Annotated in this window: 15 protein-coding genes; 12 read left to right on the top strand and 3 right to left on the bottom strand. The window is 59.6% G+C overall.

The features are described from left to right. Nucleotides 1-80 precede the first annotated feature (80 nt). Genes tssM through vasI form a run of 3 tightly spaced genes read right to left on the bottom strand, consistent with a single transcriptional unit; the run spans nt 81 to nt 5,706 of the window. On the bottom strand, nt 81-3,698 hold the full coding sequence (tssM, locus tag ACI2KG_RS01910) for a type VI secretion system membrane subunit TssM (protein WP_404660579.1): 3,618 nt from the start codon (nt 3,696-3,698) through the stop codon (nt 81-83). Continuing rightward, nucleotides 3,695-5,179 carry a type VI secretion system protein TssA gene (tssA, locus tag ACI2KG_RS01915; protein ID WP_404660580.1) on the bottom strand — a complete coding sequence of 495 codons (1,485 nt, stop codon included), beginning with the start codon at nt 5,177-5,179 and terminating at the stop codon, nt 3,695-3,697. The genes tssM and tssA overlap by 4 nt, the downstream gene beginning before the upstream one ends. Then, nucleotides 5,167-5,706 (bottom strand): type VI secretion system-associated protein VasI, encoded by a 540-nt coding sequence (gene vasI, locus ACI2KG_RS01920; RefSeq protein ID WP_404660581.1) that lies wholly within the window; start codon nt 5,704-5,706, stop codon nt 5,167-5,169. The genes tssA and vasI overlap by 13 nt, the downstream gene beginning before the upstream one ends. A 409-nt stretch (nt 5,707-6,115) precedes the next feature. Between vasI and tssB the strand changes: the two genes are divergently transcribed. The 12 genes from tssB (at nt 6,116) to ACI2KG_RS01980 (ending at nt 18,714) form a co-directional block, all read left to right on the top strand. After that, nucleotides 6,116-6,619, top strand: a complete 504-nt coding sequence (tssB, locus tag ACI2KG_RS01925) for a type VI secretion system contractile sheath small subunit (protein ID WP_404660582.1) — start codon at nt 6,116-6,118, stop codon at nt 6,617-6,619. A 16-nt stretch (nt 6,620-6,635) separates the two neighbouring features. Continuing rightward, the gene (gene tssC / locus ACI2KG_RS01930) at nt 6,636-8,126 is read left to right on the top strand and encodes a type VI secretion system contractile sheath large subunit (protein WP_404660583.1); all 1,491 of its coding nucleotides are present in this window, start codon (nt 6,636-6,638) and stop codon (nt 8,124-8,126) included. Continuing rightward, complete coding sequence (tssE, locus tag ACI2KG_RS01935) at nt 8,123-8,533, top strand: type VI secretion system baseplate subunit TssE (protein WP_404660584.1); 411 nt, start codon at nt 8,123-8,125, stop codon at nt 8,531-8,533. The genes tssC and tssE overlap by 4 nt, the downstream gene beginning before the upstream one ends. Nucleotides 8,534-8,537: 4 nt before the next feature. Continuing rightward, nucleotides 8,538-10,304 (top strand): type VI secretion system baseplate subunit TssF, encoded by a 1,767-nt coding sequence (tssF, locus tag ACI2KG_RS01940; protein WP_404660585.1) that lies wholly within the window; start codon nt 8,538-8,540, stop codon nt 10,302-10,304. Continuing rightward, nucleotides 10,268-11,284, top strand: coding sequence for a type VI secretion system baseplate subunit TssG (tssG, locus tag ACI2KG_RS01945; protein WP_404660586.1), 1,017 nt, complete (start codon nt 10,268-10,270; stop codon nt 11,282-11,284). Before tssF ends, tssG begins: the two co-directional genes overlap by 37 nt. After that, on the top strand, nt 11,281-11,838 hold the full coding sequence (locus ACI2KG_RS01950) for an FHA domain-containing protein (protein ID WP_404660587.1): 558 nt from the start codon (nt 11,281-11,283) through the stop codon (nt 11,836-11,838). Before tssG ends, ACI2KG_RS01950 begins: the two co-directional genes overlap by 4 nt. Then, nucleotides 11,835-12,629: a type VI secretion system lipoprotein TssJ gene (gene tssJ / locus ACI2KG_RS01955; RefSeq protein ID WP_404660588.1), complete on the top strand. Its 795-nt coding sequence runs from the start codon at nt 11,835-11,837 to the stop codon at nt 12,627-12,629. Before ACI2KG_RS01950 ends, tssJ begins: the two co-directional genes overlap by 4 nt. A gap of 46 nt (nt 12,630-12,675) precedes the next feature. After that, on the top strand, nt 12,676-14,013 hold the full coding sequence (gene tssK, locus ACI2KG_RS01960; RefSeq protein WP_404660589.1) for a type VI secretion system baseplate subunit TssK: 1,338 nt from the start codon (nt 12,676-12,678) through the stop codon (nt 14,011-14,013). After that, nucleotides 13,955-14,884 carry a type IVB secretion system protein IcmH/DotU gene (gene icmH, locus ACI2KG_RS01965; protein ID WP_404660590.1) on the top strand — a complete coding sequence of 310 codons (930 nt, stop codon included), beginning with the start codon at nt 13,955-13,957 and terminating at the stop codon, nt 14,882-14,884. Before tssK ends, icmH begins: the two co-directional genes overlap by 59 nt. A gap of 133 nt (nt 14,885-15,017) precedes the next feature. Continuing rightward, on the top strand, nt 15,018-15,542 hold the full coding sequence (locus ACI2KG_RS01970; protein ID WP_404660591.1) for an Hcp family type VI secretion system effector: 525 nt from the start codon (nt 15,018-15,020) through the stop codon (nt 15,540-15,542). Nucleotides 15,543-15,616: 74 nt separating this feature from the next. Further along, nucleotides 15,617-17,785, top strand: a complete 2,169-nt coding sequence (locus tag ACI2KG_RS01975; RefSeq protein WP_404660592.1) for a type VI secretion system Vgr family protein — start codon at nt 15,617-15,619, stop codon at nt 17,783-17,785. Continuing rightward, nucleotides 17,782-18,714: a DUF4123 domain-containing protein gene (locus tag ACI2KG_RS01980; protein ID WP_404660593.1), complete on the top strand. Its 933-nt coding sequence runs from the start codon at nt 17,782-17,784 to the stop codon at nt 18,712-18,714. The genes ACI2KG_RS01975 and ACI2KG_RS01980 overlap by 4 nt, the downstream gene beginning before the upstream one ends. The last annotated feature ends 102 nt before the right edge of the window (nt 18,715-18,816 follow it).

An 18,816-nucleotide genomic window follows, 5' to 3' on the forward strand; every position in this document is an offset into this window, starting at 1 on the left:
GAACTATCGCGCGCTTAGAAGCAAAATCAAAAGCCGGGGCAATGGCTTGACTGACTGGCATTAGGCTGTAGGCTCCCTTTTCATAACGACTGCTCATCCGACAGCACCACTTGCATGCCATTGACTGGCTGTTGTAACAAGCCTCGCGGCAAGCGGAAGTCTTTGAAAGGTTGCTGGGTAATGGGATTGAAGGCCTTTTCTGCATTGAGCCGATAGCGCATCACACCATCTCCGGTCCTGAAACTCAGGTCCACACTGGTCGCTGTGCGGCCATTGAGCGCGCCACGGCTGAGCAAGCGGAACATCGACCACGGCCCACGGTACTCAAGGCTGCTGCTGTTGCCGTTCTGCCTCAGCAGCGTCAGGTTGCTACGCACGTGCTGCCCCAGCGTGTTGGGCCAGACAATGCCAATGATCTGGCTCGGACCATGGGTGTATGAAATCAACTGGCCGTCGAGGTCTAGCAGGCTGGTACGTTGGTTCGCGCTCAGCCCCAAGGGTTCGATGCTGAACTGCACGCTCAGGTTGCCGCGCTGATCAAAGAAGGTTTCGCGGATGCGGTCGGCCAATTCCAGCTGCTCGATCACATCGCTGCGGATTAGCGATTGCCCTTTCTGACCCGCCTGCAGAGCTTCGAGGTTGTCCTTCAGGAAGACTTTCAGGTACTGGTCGTGGAACTGTTGTAGCCGCCCCTTTGGTCCGAAGAATGCTTCAAAGTCGTCCAGAGATGCATCAGGCGCTCTCACCACAAAGGGATAGCGGCCGGCCAGGCGCTGCTGGAAGAAGCTGTACACCTCGGCATCCCAGCGGCGCTCCAGCTCACGCAGGGCTTCGACGTTCAGTACTTTTGCCGTTTGATCGGCCAGTTTCCTGACTTGATGGCTGATCGGCTCTGGCAAGCCGTTGGCCACCCGCTGCAAAGTGCCAATTGGATCCTGGCCCGTCATCGAGAAACGTTGATGCACAGCCTGGAGTGCCGCTTTACCTCTGTCCGGGCTGCCCTGCACCGCCTTGGCGTAATCATGAACAGCGGCAATGGCGCCAAGGGTTTCATCGTAGTAACTGGGCTTCTCCCCCGTTGCTTGCAACATGGCACTCAGCCCTGCAAAGGCACGCTGAATGGCCCACGCCTGTTGGAGTTCAGGCTTGCCGGTTGTCGGTTGCAGCGCTCCAGAAGCCTCAGGTGCATCAACGTTCACAGCAGATGCCAACGAAGTGTTTTCCTTCACGGTATCCAGCAGCCGATGCAAGGGGGCCGCAGGCCCGGTGAACCGCTGCAGGATCGCAACGCCATGATCAAGATCGCGGAAGTCCGCCACCGAAAAAGCATTCAGGGCACGCCGCCAACTGTCGATGAAATCGGCGCTGTACAAGTTGCGCAACCGTTCGCTCAGCGCCACGCGGTCGGCATCGGAGTAATCCAACTGGTCGCGCTCTCCCAACGCCCACTCATCGACCATCGCCAGTTCGGCGAACCGCTGACTACGGGGTTCGAAGTACTCCTTGAAGCCCTTGGCCGTAAGCATTGGCGCCAACAAGACGCCTTCAACCTGCCTGGTACCGGCAGATGGCTGATATACCACATCAAAGGCCGGCCCGACCTGATTGCGCAGGTCCAGGCCTGTATGCAACTGCTCTGCGGCCTGCTGTTTAAGGCTCGCGTAGACCCGTTCTGGCAGCGGTAGCCTGCGCAAAGTCTGCTGCACTTCGGCGATACGCTGGCTGTACTGTGGCAGTTCGGTGTCGGCATAAGCCAAGGCATATTTCAGGTGCCGCATGAGGTCGCCTTGCAGTTGCCCCTGGCCAGGGAATTTTTGCTGCCACTGGCGGGCCATCCACTGCTCGACCCACTCGGGCCGGCGACTCTGGCGATCCTCCAGCATCCGGTAAACCCTGAGAGCAGCCATTTGCTCCTCACTGCCTGGCGGTGCCGCGTTCATGGCATCGATTACCCCGCTGGCCAGGGCCGGCAGGAAGCGCCTGGAGAGCAGGCTGAGGTAAGCCTCGTCGACGCGAGGGCCGATGGCACGCCCCTGATACAAACCTAAATCAGCGACACCCGGCCACGCGGCACGATAGTCGCCAAACACCGATACCGCGTCGCGAATCTGGTCCAGCGGCTCCAATAAATTGCGCCCGGTCGGGTCCAGCCGTTGGTCCACTTCGTGATGACTGTATTCCCTGCTCTTGGCGAGCACGCTGGTAGCCTTGGCGCCATTGATATCAAAGTAGCGTTGCCAACTGGCGATGCCGACACACAACGCCAGCACGCCTACGCCAGAGCCAACCCAGAGTAGCTGCCGCTTGTTGCGCGCCACTCTGATGTTGTCCGCGGCAAGCCCTGATTCCGGGTAGATGACCCGCTTGAACGCATGCTGGATGAAATAGGCCAATGCCTTGCCCTGCGCCTTGCCTTCAAGCACTGGAAGCTTGGTCTGGTAGGGTTGCGCCGCCTCACGCACGAAGGCATTGAGCATGTCGCCTTGCTGTACGACCGAAGACCAGTACACGCCACGCACCAAGGCCGGCGTGGTGAACCGATCACTTGCAAGTGTTTCTTTCAAAAAGCCAAGCAGTATCGGGCGCAGCCCGACCAGTTGAGCGTGCAATGAAAAGAGGCTCGCTCGCAATGGCGCACTGCCCAACGTATCGAGCCGGTCCACAACCTGCTCGAACAATTGGCTGATCAACTGATCGTAGCCATTGCCATATTCGTCCAGCCAGGCGTCGAATGTCCCGCTCGAATCGAGCTTGAAGGTAAAGCCCAGCATCTTTTCCCGTGTGGCGGCAGGAAGCCCGGCGTAGAGCTGGTCAAAACCCTCCAGCAGGTCGAACTTTGTCAGTACTACATATAACGGCAAGCGCGAGCCCAGCTGGCTGCTTACTTCGTACAACCGCGTGCGCAACACCTGCGCCAATGCAACGCGCTGCTCAGGCGTGCCGTGCAACAGCACGGGCAGGTCGACAACCAGCAACACGCCGTTGAGGGCCCGCTGACTACGGTTGCGAAGTAGCCAATCCAGCAGGTGCTGCCACAATCTGGCCGGCGTAGCGGGCGGCACTTGCGATGAGTTTGCTTCCTCGACGGGTGAGGCTGAGCGCGACGCCTGGCTGACGAAGGCACCCGGTGGATCGATGATCACTGCATCGTTACTGATCCACCAACCAATCGGGTAGGCCAGGGCTTGCGCCTGTCGGCCACGCGCCTGTGCCTTGTCGATCCGGGTCAGCGAAAAACTTTGTTCGGTACGGTCAATGAAGCTGGTCTTGCCTGCGTTCTGGTCGCCCACCACCAGGTACCAGGGTAATCGGTACAGGGCACGCCGCCCACCGGCATTGTGCAGAAAGCGCGCAAGCCCTTGGTCCAACGCCTTCTCTTGCGCCTGAACGTATGGCAACGTTTGGTCCAGTTCGGCGGCCACTGCCAGATTACGCTCTGCCTGCAGGCGGCGATTACCTCTGCGCAACACAACAAGCCAGCACAGCAGCGGCACCAGCACAAGCACCAGACTTGCCAGCCCTCGATGGGCCATGCTGGCCAACGGCTGCTGCTCGCGCCACGTCCATTGCGGGCCGAGCCACCAGATGGCAACCAGTATCAGCACAGCACCTAGTCCAAGCAGCAGCGGCATGGCCAGACCGATGCGGGTCACCAGGGGCAAGCCCCAGCGTTTCAAGAGCTTCCACAACTGATTCATCGTGATTCCCGTTCCTTGTTCCGTTCAGCCTGCATGGGCGGCGCCGCATACTGTTGAAGACGTTGAAACACCTCTGGCTCCCAGGCGCTGGCGGTGGTTTCCTGCATCGTTCTGGCGACTCCTGCGCACAAGTCCCGTGCCAGCCAGGACACACCCCGAGCGGCTAACAGGTCAGCGGCGATGACGGTGGTATGGCAGCGCTCACGGGGGGCGTGGAAATCTGCCTGCAGCCCCTGCAACCGGAGCAAAACCGGCTCGACGCCGCCCGTTTCCAGTTGGCTGACCAGTTCCTCGCGCAGGCTGACAAATTCCTGGGCGGCAGCAACCTGACCGGATACGCCTTGTGCGCCCTTGAGCCACGCCAGGCATTGGTCATCGACAAACACCTTGCCGTCGCTGAAGCACAACTGCTGCAGTGCCGGCATGCGCAGTACAAACCGAGCGGTCGCGGCGCGAATGGCTTCAGCCACCTCGCCCATGGCCAGCCGAGTGGCGGCGGTTGCCGCCAGGAAACTGCCGCGTATCCAGTAGGGGCAAGCCGTCAGGCTCTTTTCGATACGCAGGAGCAGTGCCGTGTCAATCGCGGTGCCTGCAATGGCCTCTTCATAATCACCGGCAATGTCCTGTGGCACGGCCATCAGCTCTGTTCGGTTGCCTTGCCTGGTTTGCGGCGCCGCCTGTATATGGGCCCACAAGCCGAACCGACGGAGCTGGTAGCCCGTCGGGTCGTATGGGTCCTGCTGATTGATCAGCTCGGCCATGGTCAGCACGGCCCTTCGTGATTCACGCTCGTTGCCCAGCGACACGCGAGGCATCGGTTTCGCGATGACCTCGGCCAGCGGTGCAGGTTTGATGCTCGCCGAAGCGGTCTTGACCGAGGCTGAGGTCAAGACTGCAGGAGACTCGCCCACGCCGTTGGCAAGCTCTGTGTGTTTGCCAAGAAGGCGCTCAAGCTCACCGAGCAGCGCTTCATCCAATTGCACAGCGGCTTGCTGCCGCTGCAGCCGTTGCAGCGCGTCCTGTGCGGTCGCCGCGTGAGCGGGGCTGTACGTGAAGCGGTCGAGACGTGGCAACGCTTCGATCAGACGATTAAGCATCAGGGCAACCAGCTTGCGCTTGCCCAGAAAGCCTTTGGGGCCAGGTTTCGGATGTGAGCCTTCCCAATATTGTTCGACCAGACCGGCCAACAGTACCAAGCTAAAGCCCCAGCGCTCCCAGCATCGGCTGCGCAGCCAGGCGACACTCAGGTGTGCGGCGATGCGCCAGTGCTTGCACTGCTGGCCCATGTACTGCCGGGAGGCTTCTTCGATGTAGACCCAGTCGATGGAAGACTCCTGCAGCCCACCCAGCTTGACCATTTCCTGGTCAATGGCCTGGTAGGTTTCGTCCTCTACATCAAACAGGCCGGCGGGCACCTGCGCGGCGACGGGTGCGAGCAGCCTGGCAATCTCCTGCGCGTTGACCTCTGCTACCAGCGACATGTTTTGCGCGCCTCGTCGATGAGCGGGTCCAGACCTTGAGCATCGAAGATCAACCCGTCGACTGCCGGGTTGTCACTCTCGACCAGGATGCGATGAGCGCCAACCAGCTGCTTGATCTGCTCGATGCCCGGTAAGCCTCTGCCGGCGTCGAGCACCTGGCCGTTTTCCGTCACCTGCCAGGGTGTCGGCACTGTTGCGCCACGCTCCCCCCGCAAGCGGATTGTCACGCGTCCGGCATCGATGGGCTGGGCAGTGACCAGTTGCAACCTGGAGATGTTCTGCACACAGCTGATCACCAGGTAGGGGTGCGGGGTAACCGACGCAATCGCAGGCGCGGCGATCATGAGCCCGTGTTCTTCAGCCCTCAGGCGAAACGTCAGGTCGTCTGCCGCCCGCCCCGCCTCATGAGCCATCACGCGGTGCAACGTGGGCGAGTCCTGCTCCGGTGCAGTCCATTGCACAAGCACAAGGTGCGCAGGCGTTCCGGCGGAATTATCGAAACATGCCAAGCGCTCCAGGTTGGACACGATCCGTGGGCAATCCTGATCGGAATACGCGGATGTCGGCATACAGCCAAGTATCAGCGAAAGACTTATGCCATAAGCACTTTTCCTAATCATTGTAAGAAAATTCCCTCTCAATAATACATACACCCTATTCCAGAAGCGCATCTAGATACTCACCCATAAACATTCCGCACCCCATAAGCTGGCGAAAGCCTAGCCGATAAAAATCACAGGCCACAAACAAATATTTTTTTACACTTTCGCGCTCGACTAGATAACGAGACCGACGGCATGGTTTTTAGGCGAGCAACAACAACGCCCGCCATTGTGTTTATAGCGCACACCGATATGAAGGAAATTTCCTACAAACTAAAAGTGAAAATCAGAAACAACTATTAGGAACTACTACAAACCAAGGAGAAATTCTGCAATGTCAAAATCCACAGGATCGGTTGCACCCAAAGAACGCATAAACATCAAGTACGTGCCCGCCACCGGTGATGAAAAAGCCGAAGTAGAGCTGCCGCACAAGATGATGGTGATGGGCGATTTCGGCCTGGATGATGCCCGTGCACTGGAAGACCGGCCGGTCATGCGCATCGATAAACACACCTTCAACAACGTGTTGAACGATGCCGATGTCAACCTGGCCATGTCGGTGCCCTCGGTGCTCAGCACGGCCCCCGACGCGGAGCTGGCAGTCAGCCTGCAGTTCAAGTCGATCAACGATTTCGGGCCCGATCGCATCGCCCGCCAGGTGCCGGAGCTGAACAAGCTGTTGGAGCTGCGCGAAGCGCTGGTCGCCCTGAAAGGCCCGCTGGGCAATGTGCCCGCGTTCCGCAAGCAATTACAGCACCTGCTGAACAACGAGCAGGCGCGTAAACAACTCGCCGAAGAACTGAACCTGGTGCTTGAGGCACCCGAAGAACACTGAGACAACGGAGCGTCCCATGCCAAAGCCAACCCGCACTACTGTTGCCGTTGAAACAACGAGCGAGCCACTGGGCAACGCCACGTTGCTCGACCAGATCATGGCCGAGACCAAACTGGTACCCGCACAAGAGGGCTACCAGGTTGCTCGCCAGGGTGTATCTGCCTTTATTGCGGAAATACTCAAAAGCCATGACCCTGATCAACTCATTAACAAACACCGCGTCGATCAAATGATTGCGGAGCTGGACCGGGTTCTCAGCAAACAGATGGACGCCATCTTGCACCAGCCAGAGTTCCAGCAGCTTGAGTCGGCGTGGCGCAGCCTTAAACTTCTGGTCGACCGCACGGACTTCCGCGAAAACATCAAGCTTGAAGTCCTGCATGTCAGCAAGGAGGACTTGCTCGATGACTTCGAAAATGCTGCCGACATTACCTGCAGCGGCATGTACAAGCACGTTTACACCGCGGGTTATGGTCAATTTGGCGGCGAGCCCGTTGCGGCAATGGTTGGGAACTATAACTTCGGCCCCTCTTCCCCTGATATCAAACTGCTGAGCTACATGGCCTCCGTGGGTGCCATGTCGCACGCCCCCTTCCTCGCAGCACCGTCCCCGGATTTCTTCAATTTGAACAGCTTCGAAGAGCTGCCCAACCTGAAAGAGATCAAGGACATCTTCGCCGGGCCACGGCATGCGAAGTGGCGTGCGTTCCGTGAAAGTGAGGATGCCCGCCACACCGCACTGACCGGACCGCGATTCATGCTCCGCTCGGCCTATCACCCGCAGGAAAACCCCATCCAGAGCTATCACTACCACGAGAACATCGACGGGGAGCACGACAACTACCTGTGGGGCAACGCTGCCTTTTTGCTGGCCAGCTGCATCAACGACAGCTTCGCCAAGTACCGCTGGTGCCCGAACATCATCGGCCCGCAGTCGGGCGGTGCTGTCGAAGACCTGCCGGTGCACCTGTATGAGGCGCTGGGGCAATTGCAGGCCAAGATCCCCACCGAAGTACTGATTTCCGACCGCAAGGAGTTCGAGCTGGCCGAAGAGGGTTTCATCGCCTTGACCATGCGCAAGGACAGCGACAACGCCGCGTTCTTCTCGGCCAACTCCGTGCAGAAGCCGAAAAACTTCCCAAAGACCCCCGAAGGGCTGCAAGCACAGACCAATTACAGACTCGGCACCCAGCTGCCCTACCTGTTTATCGTCAACCGCCTGGCCCACTACATCAAGGTGCTGCAGCGCGAGCAGATCGGCAGCTGGAAAGAGCGTAAAGACCTGGAGTCCGAACTCAACAAGTGGATCAAGCAGTACGTCGCCGACCAAGAGAACCCGTCAGCGGATGTACGCAGCCGTCGCCCGTTGCGTGCTGCGCGTGTCGAGGTGTCGGACGTTGCCGGCGATCCGGGCTGGTACCAGGTTTCGCTCGCTGTGCGCCCGCACTTCAAGTACATGGGCGCGAATTTTGAAATCTCACTGGTCGGCCGGCTTGATACCCAATGAGTGGTTTCTTTGATCGCTTGGTGACGCATCGGTCTGTAAGCCGCACGCCCTCTCGGCAAGAGAACGCTGCCAAGAAGTTTGCCGCCATCAAGCACCACCTGGAAACGCTGCTCAACGCTCGCCAGGGCTGCTCACAAAGCAGCCCTGAGCTGGGCCTGCGTGACTTCAACGGGCACGACGTAAGCAGTGGCGACCTGCTGAAGCAGGTGAGCGCCGACATTCGCCGCACCATCCGGCGTTTCGAACCGCGTGTGCAGGTGCGCTCGCTCAAAGCCATGCCTGATTGTCACGCCCCGCTGGAATTGCACTTCAGGCTGGACTGCCACGTGCTGGTCAACAACCACAAGGAGCAGCTGCAACTGGAGCTGCTGGTCAACGGCCATAGCCGCTACACCCGAGTGAGGTGAACCGATGTCACTTAAGGATCGATTCAGCGAAGAGTTGCGTTACCTGCATGAGCTCGGCAACGACTTCGCCAAAGACAACCCACAACTTGCCCGCCTGCTGGGCAAGGGCGGCAGTGACCCGGATGTCGAACGCCTGATGGAAGCCTTTGCCTTCCTCACAGCCAGGCTGCGGCTCAAGCTGGAGGATGACCTGCCAGAGCTGACGCACCCCATGCTGCAGCTGCTGTGGCCGAACTACCTGCGCCCCCTGCCGAGCGCCACGATCATACAGTTCACGCCACGCAAGCAAGCGCTCAGCCAGTCGCAACGCATAGCCAAGGGCTCACGGTTGTTCTCCAAACCCGTGGACGGCGTGCCTTGTGAGTTTCGCACTTGCATGGCTGTGGACATCCATCCGTTCGAGATCGAATCGGTGAGTGCCACCCAGACGCTTGACAGTTCAGTGGCGCACATCGGCCTCAGCACCTTGGTGGAGCGACCTTTGAACACCCTAGGCTGCGACAGCCTGGATTTCCACCTGAGCGGTGATACAGAAACTGCCCGGACGCTGTACCTCTGGATCGCTCACTACCTCAAGCATGTCGCAGTGACGATCAATGGCGAGGTCCGTCGGCTGCCAGCCAGCAGCATCATCTTCCCTGGCTTCAGTTCGAACGAAGGGCTGCTGCCTTACCCGCAGAACGTTTTCGACGGCTATCGGATCTTGCAGGAATACTTTGTATTTCCGAAGCGCTTTAACTTCTTCCGCGTAACCGGACTGGAGAAAGTCTGGACCGATCAGGCCACGCAGCAGGTGAGTATTGAGCTTCATTTCACCCGCCAACTACCTGACGCGTTGCGCATCGGCAAAGCGGATTTCAGCCTGTTCTGCACCCCGGCGGTAAACCTGTTCAGCCACAGCGCCGAACCGATCGACTTATCCAATCGGCACGCCCAGGCCGACCTCACGCCCAGAGGTAAAGAGCGGCACGCCTACGAAATATTCAGTGTCGATCGGGTCGTCAGTACCCGCACCACAACAGACGGTAGTACCGGCGAACACCTGCGGACCTTCCGCCCCTTCGAGTCGTTCGCCCATGAGATCGAACATGTTCAAGGGCGCGCGGCGCTGTACTACCGCTACACGCTTGAAGACTCACTGCTGGGCGATGGCGTAACGCACCGTATCGCCTTCGTTCGCGCGGATGCCAATAGCTACATCGGCGAGCTGGAAACGGCATCCATCGACCTGACCTGTACCAACCGCGATCTGCCACTGGCATTGAAGGTCGATGACATCAATGTGACTTCCGAGGTCACGCCGCCCCTGGCCAGCTACACCAACCTCTGTGCGCCCACCCGCCCTTACCGGCCGGTACTGGACGGCAAGTTGCAGTGGGCCCTGATCTCCAACATGTCGCTCAACTACCTGTCGCTGCTCTCAGCCGAGCCGCTGAAAGCGGTCATCAATGCCTATGACTTCGCCGCCCTGCATGACATCCAGCAAACCCGCACCACCCGCAAGCGCCTCGATGGCATCCGCGATGTTCAAACAGAACCCCTGGATTGGCTGATCAAGGGCCAGCCCATTCGCGGCTTGCGCACACGGCTGAAGCTGGATCAAAGCGCATTCCTCTGCGAAGGCGACCTGTACCTGTTCGGTTGCGTGCTTGCGCACTTCTTTGCCCTGTACGCCAGCATCAATTCCTTCCACCAACTGGAAGTGATCAACACCACCAACAACGAGCACTACACATGGCCCATCCAGACCGGCAAGCAACCGCTGATCTAGCCGACAAGCTGCTCGCCGAGGCGCACCAGTACAACTTCTTCCAGTTGCTGGAACGCCTGCACGGCTTGCACGGGGATGACCTGGAACCGCGTTGGCCAGACCCCACCGTACGCCGGCGCGTGCGGCTTGCCAGCGACCCGCGGCTGTCCTTTCCCGTGTCCGACGTGTACAAGGCCGAACGCATGCCTGAAACAGAAGACCGCTATCGCGTGTGCACCACCTTCATGGGTCTGCACGGCACTGACTCGCCCTTGCCGACCTATTACCTGGAAGAAGTGTCGTACGAGCATGCCCACGGCATTGGTGTGCGGCCGGCGTTCTTCGACTTCTTCAATCACTACTTGCTCAGCCTGCTGCACCGCATCTGGCGCAAGTACCGCTACTACATTCGTTTCCAGCCTGGCGCGACCGATGGTTTCTCGCAGTACATCTTTGCCCTGCTGGGGTTGAATGACAAACAGCTGCGCGGCGACACGGCACTGCCCTGGAGCCGGCTGCTCAGTTTTGCAGGTGTCATCGCCAGCCGCAGCCGTGCGCCGGGCACGGTCGCCGGCATTATCGCCCACTGCTTCGACCTTACGCAGGTGCACATCCGCGAGTTCGAAACCCGCTCGGTTCCCACTACGGCCAAGCAACTGGTCAGCCTGGGTCGCAGCAATGGCGAACTGGGCAACTCCTTCATGGTCGGCAGCCGCACGCGAACCCGCAGCAGCAAGTTCACCATCGTGATCAGTGAGCTTGACCAGGAACAGTTGCGCGACCTGTTGCCCAGCGGCATCAACTTCAACCGCTTGCGTGCACTGATCGACTTCCTGTTGCGTGATGGCCTGGCCTACGACCTGGAATTGCGCCTGAAGCAGAACGCATTGTCACCTTTCTGTCTGCACCCCACGAAAGGCGCCTACTTGGGCTGGACCAGCTTTGTGGATGATCGCTACGGCCAGATCAGCCCCGTCGTGCGGTTCCGGGGGCGCTCATGAGCCTAATGACCTTGAGCATCATCAACCTTGAGCAGTTGCAGCACAACGTCAATGCCCGGCACCAGTTCGATTACGCAGGCGGCACCATCGGCAGCGCGGGGGCTACCTGGCTGATCAATGACCGTGAACACACAGTTGCACCGATCCACTGCGAGATTCGCTGGCTCGAAGGCGCCTTCTGCGTGATCGACCTCTGTCAGCGCACCTACCTCAATGACAGCCTTGACAGCTTGGGAGCGATTAGCGCCAGGCGGTTGCGGGAGGGTGACCGACTGCGCATTGGCGCCTATCGGCTGCAGGCGCAGCTTTCACAGGCCGATGTACGCTCACTGGCGGATTTGATTAGTCCTGAAGAGACGACTTTTGACCAGTGGATGCTCGAACGTCCAGCCCAAGCGTCGCAACCCGCTCTAGCCACTAGCGAAGCCGCTGTTGAAATCTGCTCGGTCTTCGAGCAAGGCGTTGGCAACGATCCTTTGGCGGCACTGGACACCGTGGCAGGACCTGCCCAGGAAGACCCGCTGGAACGCCTGATCGCAGGAGATCGCCCATGACGCGTCATTCATTCGTGGCCGGCCTACTGACGGCGCTGATCGGACTCTCGGGCTGCACTGCCCTGGGCAAAATCGGCCAGGTGATCAAGGATCCCTCGGTGCCCGTCGGGGCGACCAAAGAGCATCCCACCCAAGTCGCGTTCAGCATCAACGCCAGCCCGACGCTCAATGGCAACCCCCATAGCGTCGAAGCGCCAGTTGAGCAGCCAGGTCCCCTGGAACCCAGCCCTTACGCAGTCAGCTTGAGCGCTGGCGACCCTTACGCCTTGACCGAGAAAGTCGGGACGCTGCTCGAATACCTTCAGGAACAGTTCCCGGCAATGTCGCCCGTCGCGATGCCGGTGGACGAGGACGCCGACTTGGCGCGCTCCCCCATGGAGGAAAGTACGCCCGGCCGCTACGAAGACCCGACCGTGGTGTTGACCCTACCCCACACCACCACCGTGGCCACCGAGCCTGTTGCTACGCCCATGGCCATCAAGATCCTGCAGTTGCGCGACGACTCCCTGCTGCGCAACAGCGTCTACGAACTGCTGGACCAGGACCCGGCCAAGGCGCTGCGCAGCACCTACATCCGCGATGACGACTACCTGCTGCGGCCCGGCCAGTTCAAGTTCATCCCCTTTGCACCCATCGAGCCCGAAACGCGTTTCGTTGCGGTGATTGCTGACTACCGCAACCAGGAAAACGCCACCTGGAGCCAGGTGCTGCGCATCCCCCCTCGGGGCCACCAGATCATCCTGTCGGTGTTGCTCAACGACACGCAGGTCCTGCTCAAGGAAGAAGACTGATGCCAGCCCAGCCCTTCTCATTGACTCACGCTGACACGGAGCGCTCATGAGTTCACGTAACCCTGTCCTGTGGCCTGAAGGCCTGTTCGTCAAACCGCAGCATTTCCAACAAGCGACCCGGGCCAGCGAAGCGGCCCTGCACCAACGCCTCAGCAGCCTCAATGCGGCGTTCTACGGGTTCAGCGAACTGCAGTTGAACGACGAGTACCTGAGCCTCGGCAAAATCGCGATAACCCGCGCACGAGGCATCATGCCGGACGGCACAGTATTCGATATTCCCGCTGACCTGCCGCCACCTCCACCGTTGGAGATCGAGGACGACGGCGCCAAAGACAGCGAGATATTCCTGTGCCTACCGCTGCGCACAGAAGGTGGCCGCGAGGTGAGCTGGCCCGACAATGCCGCCAACTTCCGTTACAGCGCCCAGGCCGAGGAAATCAAGGATACCCATAGCGCCGACGGTGACCTGGTCCAGGTCGACCTGGCAGTGCCCAACCTGCAGCTAAAACGCAAGGCCGACGACAGCAGTGCCTATACCCGCCTGGCCTTGGCCCGTATTCTGGAACGGCGCCCCGATGGCAGCCTGCAACTGGATGAAGGGTTCTACCCCACCAGTGTTTCGGTACGTGCCATACCGGCGCTGCAACGTTTCCTGGAGGAAATCACCAACACCCTGCGCGAACGCGCGCGCAACCTCGCCGCCCGCATCGGCGCCTCCGGCCAGTCCGGAATCGCCGACATTCGCGACTTCAACCTGTTACAGGCCATGAACCGCTGGTGGCCGTGCTTCCAGCACCTGGCCAGGCAAGGTCAGACGCACCCCGAGCAGTTGTACCTGTGCATGAGCCAGGCCTGTGGTGAGTTCGTCACCTTCACCGACGAGACTCGTCTGCCGCAGGAATACCCTGCCTATCACCACACCGCACTGCGCACTTCGTTCAAGCCGTTGGAAGAAACGCTGCGCCGGGCACTGAGCACGATACTGCAACCTCGTGCCGTGTTGCTGCCACTGGAGACGCTGAAGTACGGTGTAATGACGACAACCCTGGAAGACCGTCGTCTGATCGATCAAGCCGACTTCATCCTGGCAGTGCGCGCCAATCTGCCACCGCAAACGTTGCGCCAGATGTTCGTACAGAAAGCCAAGATCGTTTCGCTGGAGTCCCTGAACGAGGCCGTGCCGCTGCAACTGCCGGGTATTCCATTGGTGCCGCTGCTCGTGGCGCCACGGGAGCTGCCCTTCCATGCAGGCTTCGCCTACTTCGAACTGGACCGTCACGACCCGACCTGGGCGGGCATGAAGACTTCCAATGGTTTCGGCATTCATGTCGCGGGCGAATTCCCGGGGCTTGAACTGCAGTTCTGGGCAATCAGGAGCGAGTGACATGGAAGCGAACAACACCTTCCCCACTGATCCGGCACAGGTTGAGAACAAACACCTGCAGACGAGGATTGAAGCGTCATTGTTCGGCGCCTCATCCACATCAGCCGTCGATGAAGGCGCTGAGCGATTGCGAAAGCCAGCGACTGTGTACACAGGCTACCCAGCTGATCCAGATTTCCAGCTGCGGGGCGGCTACGCAAACCTGATGCTGGACGCCGCCACACCACTGTTCGGCCTGGTGATGCGCCTGCGCACCCTCGACTCCTTGCCCAACATCAAGGACGTGCAGCAGCAGGTACGCAACCAGATCGACAACATCCGGGAAGAAATGCGCCAGCACGGTTACGAGCACACCCAGCTGCTCGCGTACTCGTACGGGCTGTGCCTTTTCATCGATGAGGCGGTCATGGAACGGCCCTGGGGCAAAGCCAGCTGCTGGAGCCAGGAACCCCTGCTGAGCATCTTCCACGACGAAACCTGGGGTGGCGAGAAATTCTTTACCGTGCTCTCGCGCCTGATGCTGGAGCCGGCACGCTACCAGGATGTACTGGAATTCATGTACTTCGCGCTGTGCCTGGGCCTGAAGGGCAAGTACGCCATCGCGCCAAAGGGCGAAGAGTCACTGAACGGGCTTATTCACCAACTTCACGGAATCATCCGCGAACTGCGCGGCCCCGTGCCGGAATCGGTCGGCGATCCCTACACCAACGTCGCCCCCCGCAACTTCCGCATGAACCGGCAATGGCCGTGGTGGAGCCCGTTGTTGATTTCCGCCACCGCCATGGCGGTGGCCTACAGCATTTACAGCTACCGCCTGCACTTGATCACCACCGAGGTGCTGGCGTCGCTCAACGGCATTTTGCAGCAGTAACCAGCCGACATCCGGCGTAAGGGAATTCAACGAATTGACGAGGCGTTTGCTTCGTTGACAAGCCCATCGTTTCCGATGGCCACGCCGCCCTGAGTGCGCGTGCTTTATCCACATGGACGCAGGAGAAACTGCCATGCCAACACCCGCTTACATCAAGATCGAAGGGACGCAACAAGGCAACATCACAAAGGATGCCTTCACCGCTGACTCCGTCGGCAATATTTACCAGGAAGGCCACGAAGACCAAATTCTAGTGCAGCAAGTCAATCATCGAATCACCGTGCCCACGGATCCGCAAAGCGGTCAGCCGGCTGGACAACGTGTGCATGGACCGCTGATCTTCACGTGCGCGTTGAACAAAGCGGTACCGCTACTGTACAGCGCGCTGTCCAGTGGAGAAATGCTGCCAAACGTCGAACTCAGCTGGTACCGGACCTCGGTCGAGGGCACTCAAGAGCGCTTCTTCACAACGAAGCTGATCGACGCGGTGATTGTCGATATCGATCTTGAAATGCCGCACATCCAAGACAAGGACAACAAGGATTTCACTCAGTTCTTCAAGGTCTCGATGGCCTACCGTGGCATTGAATGGGAGCACATCACTGCAAGTACCGCAGGCGGGGACGACTGGCGCAAGCCCAAAGAGACTGCAGTTTGATGTAGCGGCACGGCAACCGGGCAGGCGTGCCTGCCCGGACTTTCTTAAATGTCAGCCGGCGACAAGGACTGCTTATGCCTGCCCATTCTGACTTGCGATACAGCTTCCAGCCTTTAGTTGGAAAAGCCGAATTCGAAGTGGTGTCGTTCGAACTCCGAGAGGGGATCAGTACGCCCTTCGAGCTGGCGCTGAAATTGATCAGCTTCGAGAACGACATCGACTTCGGTCATTTGCTCGACAAACCTGTGCTCTTCACCATCTGGGAAGGTGAACGCCCAGTGCGCTACGTGCACGGTGTGGTCAGCCGCTTCAGCCAGGCTGAAAGTGGCTTCTACCGCACCTACTACCACGCGCTGGTCGAGCCACAACTGGCCCGTGCCAACCTGCGCTCGAACTGGCGCATCTTCCAACAGAAGACTGTCCCACAAATTCTTGAACTGATGCTCGAGCGCCAAGGCATCAACCAGTACGAACTGCGCTCGAGCATGGACCATCAGGTCCGCGAGTTCTGCGTTCAAGCCGGCGAGACGGACCTTGCGTTCATTGCTCGCCTGGCTGCCGAAGAAGGCTTCGTCTATCGCTTCGCCCACAGTGAAAAGCTGCACAAACTCATCATCACTGATCGGCTGCAATCACTGGGTTTGATCAGTCATGGCGCCAGCAAGACCGACGATGAAGACGAGGGCCTCTACGATGACGATGAGGCGTTAGATCCCAACACAGTCCTCTACCAATTCAGCAGCGGTGGCGACCAGCCAATGCCTTGTCTGCGCCGCTTGAACTACAGCGAGCAGGTCCGCACGGCACGCCAGGTTCAGCGCGACCACACCTTCACCCATCCAGCCTACCGCCAGGAGCACAGAGCCGCCGGCCCTTTCCTGGAGCACCAGTCCGCCGATTACGAGTATTTCGACTACCCCGGCCGCTACAAGCGCGATGTCGTAGGTAAACCGTTCACTGAAAACCGCATAACCGCCCTACGTCACGATGTGCGGCTGGCGGAAGTACAAGGTGATGACGTGCGCCTGCAACCGGGCCTGAGCTTCAACCTGACCGGTCACCCACGTGACGACCTCAACACCCATTGGCGCGTGAAATCGGTCAGGCATAAAGGCTCCCAGCTCACCAGCCTGCAAGAGGAAGCCGTTGGCGTCGATCAAAGCACCCGCTACGAGCAGACCGCAGTACTGGTGCCCGGTCGAACTGAGTGGCGCCCTGCCCCCCTGGAAAAGCCACAGGTAGACGGGCCGCACATGGCCACTGTTGTCGGCCCGCCGGGCGAGGAAATCTATTGCGATGAATGGGGACGGGTGAAAGTCAGTTTTCCCTGGGACCGCGAAAGCCAGAACAACGAGTTCAGCTCCTGCTGGGTCAGGGTATCCCAAGGCTGGGCGGGTGGCAGTTGGGGCGCCATGGCCATTCCACGTATCGGTCAGGACGTGATCATTCACTACGTCAACGGTGACCCTGACCAACCGATGATTACCGGACGTACGTACTGCGGTGACCAACTACCGCCTTACGACCTGCCCCGGCACAAGACGCGCATGACGATCAAAAGCCAGACCCACAAGGGTGTTGGCTTCAATGAACTGCGTTTTGAAGATGAGCTGGGCCAGGAAGAAGTGTTCATCCACGCACAGAAAGACCAGAACATTGTGGTCGGGCACGATGAGACGACCCAGGTCGGCAATGACCGCAAGGAAGAGGTCAACAACGACGAGTCGATTCTGATTGGCCATGACCGTACCGAGACGGTTGGCAATGACGAGCGCGTCAGTATTGGGCAAGACGCCGCGCTTGATATCGGTCGAAACCAGATCATCAAGATCGCCAAGGACCGTGTTGAAACCATCGGCAATCACCGCCACGACCAGATCTCTGCCAATCATCACACCCGCATTGGCGGCAACCTCGAGCAGCAGGTCGAAGGGCATGCCGAGCTTGAAGCCGGCGTCGAGATCCGCAGGCGAACACGCCGCTATGAGCTGAGGACGGCAGAGGCAGTGATCATCCGAGGCCCCGGTGGCTCCATCCAGATCGACGAGACAGGCATCACGCTCGACGGCCCGACAATCCGCATCAATGGCCAGTTGCTGCAATCGGCAGAAGGTGCAGGTAACCCGTTTTCTATCAGTAGCGCGCCGGTCAATGGCAAGCCCCTGGACCGCCAGTGCGGGCGCCAACCCGATGGCTCCTGCCCCTTGCCCGACTGCCGCTGCAGCAGAGGGCCAGGCCGATGAAAACAGTGCACTCAAACACGCTGCCAGGTGCGGACTTCGCAAACAACGCGCGTTTTTTGCTGCTTCTTACCCGCACGCTCGAGTACTGGGCCTATAGGCCAATATCGCAAATACTCGAAAATGGAGAGCTGGTTCCGGCCTATGCCCCTTCGGTGCTCGAGCTTGTCAATGAAGTCAGCCGCAATACCCAGCATGCGTGGGTGTGGCGACGCAGTGCTCTGGACGAACGTCATGACTTCGGGCCTTTGTTGGTAGACGTGTCAGACGCGCCTGAACTGCTTGCTTACGCAATCGCAACCTGGATGCCCGTTGGCGCCGCCATCGCGCTGGATGCCGATACTGGCCTTGCCGAGCTGGCAAACCATTTCACCAGCCTTGTGCAAGTCTCGCTTCCGGATCACGGGTTGGCCACTTTCGAGTTCAGACCCGACCACCTCGAAGCCTGGCTGGACGCGCTGGATGACGAGCATCGGGCGGCCTGGCTCGGGCCTGTGACTTCGCTGGCCTGGCGAGTCAACTGGGGGCCGGCCCACACGTGGAAAGCCCTTGAACGCAGCCCGACCTCTGTCCGTTCCTTTTCGCAAGCCCCGTTGCTGCTGAGCAAGCTTGAACTTGAGCGGCTGCAAACAGGCATGCACGAACACTTCGTGCTGACGTTGGCGCACGAAGTGTCGGCCCTGCCACAACACGACAGCCACACGCTGGCCGATATCAGGCTTTGGATTGAAACCCTGCTGCCACAACTGAAAGCGCTCAACTTTCGCAACGAGGAAGTCGCCGGGCAGTTCGTCCGGCTGATCGCCAGACATATGTGGCTCATGCGTGATGAACAAGCCGGGAAGATCTACACCAACCTTGAAGAATCACCTCAAGGTCGCCTTCGCGAACTGCACACACTGATCGAAAGCAGGGAGCCCAACCATGAATGACGCGAGTGTCAGCAGCGCCACCTCCGGCCCCGCCTGCAGCGCACGTATCCCCATCCTGCCGATACGCTATGCCATCGTGCCGCGCACCGGCGACATGCCCGC

Source organism: Pseudomonas sp. NPDC089407, from assembly GCF_044900445.1.
GTDB lineage: Bacteria > Pseudomonadota > Gammaproteobacteria > Pseudomonadales > Pseudomonadaceae > Aquipseudomonas.

What these genes read in the sequence shown, in the direction of transcription:
- tssM (WP_404660579.1), bottom strand. Translation starts at nt 3,698, where the DNA reads ATGAATCAGTTGTGGAAGCTCTTGAAACGCTGGGGCTTGCCCCTGGTG.
- tssA (WP_404660580.1), bottom strand. Translation starts at nt 5,179, where the DNA reads ATGTCGCTGGTAGCAGAGGTCAACGCGCAGGAGATTGCCAGGCTGCTC.
- tssB (WP_404660582.1), top strand. Translation starts at nt 6,116, where the DNA reads ATGTCAAAATCCACAGGATCGGTTGCACCCAAAGAACGCATAAACATC.
- tssC (WP_404660583.1), top strand. Translation starts at nt 6,636, where the DNA reads ATGCCAAAGCCAACCCGCACTACTGTTGCCGTTGAAACAACGAGCGAG.
- tssE (WP_404660584.1), top strand. Translation starts at nt 8,123, where the DNA reads ATGAGTGGTTTCTTTGATCGCTTGGTGACGCATCGGTCTGTAAGCCGC.
- tssF (WP_404660585.1), top strand. Translation starts at nt 8,538, where the DNA reads ATGTCACTTAAGGATCGATTCAGCGAAGAGTTGCGTTACCTGCATGAG.
- tssG (WP_404660586.1), top strand. Translation starts at nt 10,268, where the DNA reads ATGGCCCATCCAGACCGGCAAGCAACCGCTGATCTAGCCGACAAGCTG.
- ACI2KG_RS01950 (WP_404660587.1), top strand. Translation starts at nt 11,281, where the DNA reads ATGAGCCTAATGACCTTGAGCATCATCAACCTTGAGCAGTTGCAGCAC.
- tssJ (WP_404660588.1), top strand. Translation starts at nt 11,835, where the DNA reads ATGACGCGTCATTCATTCGTGGCCGGCCTACTGACGGCGCTGATCGGA.
- tssK (WP_404660589.1), top strand. Translation starts at nt 12,676, where the DNA reads ATGAGTTCACGTAACCCTGTCCTGTGGCCTGAAGGCCTGTTCGTCAAA.
- icmH (WP_404660590.1), top strand. Translation starts at nt 13,955, where the DNA reads ATGTCGCGGGCGAATTCCCGGGGCTTGAACTGCAGTTCTGGGCAATCA.
- ACI2KG_RS01970 (WP_404660591.1), top strand. Translation starts at nt 15,018, where the DNA reads ATGCCAACACCCGCTTACATCAAGATCGAAGGGACGCAACAAGGCAAC.
- ACI2KG_RS01975 (WP_404660592.1), top strand. Translation starts at nt 15,617, where the DNA reads ATGCCTGCCCATTCTGACTTGCGATACAGCTTCCAGCCTTTAGTTGGA.
- ACI2KG_RS01980 (WP_404660593.1), top strand. Translation starts at nt 17,782, where the DNA reads ATGAAAACAGTGCACTCAAACACGCTGCCAGGTGCGGACTTCGCAAAC.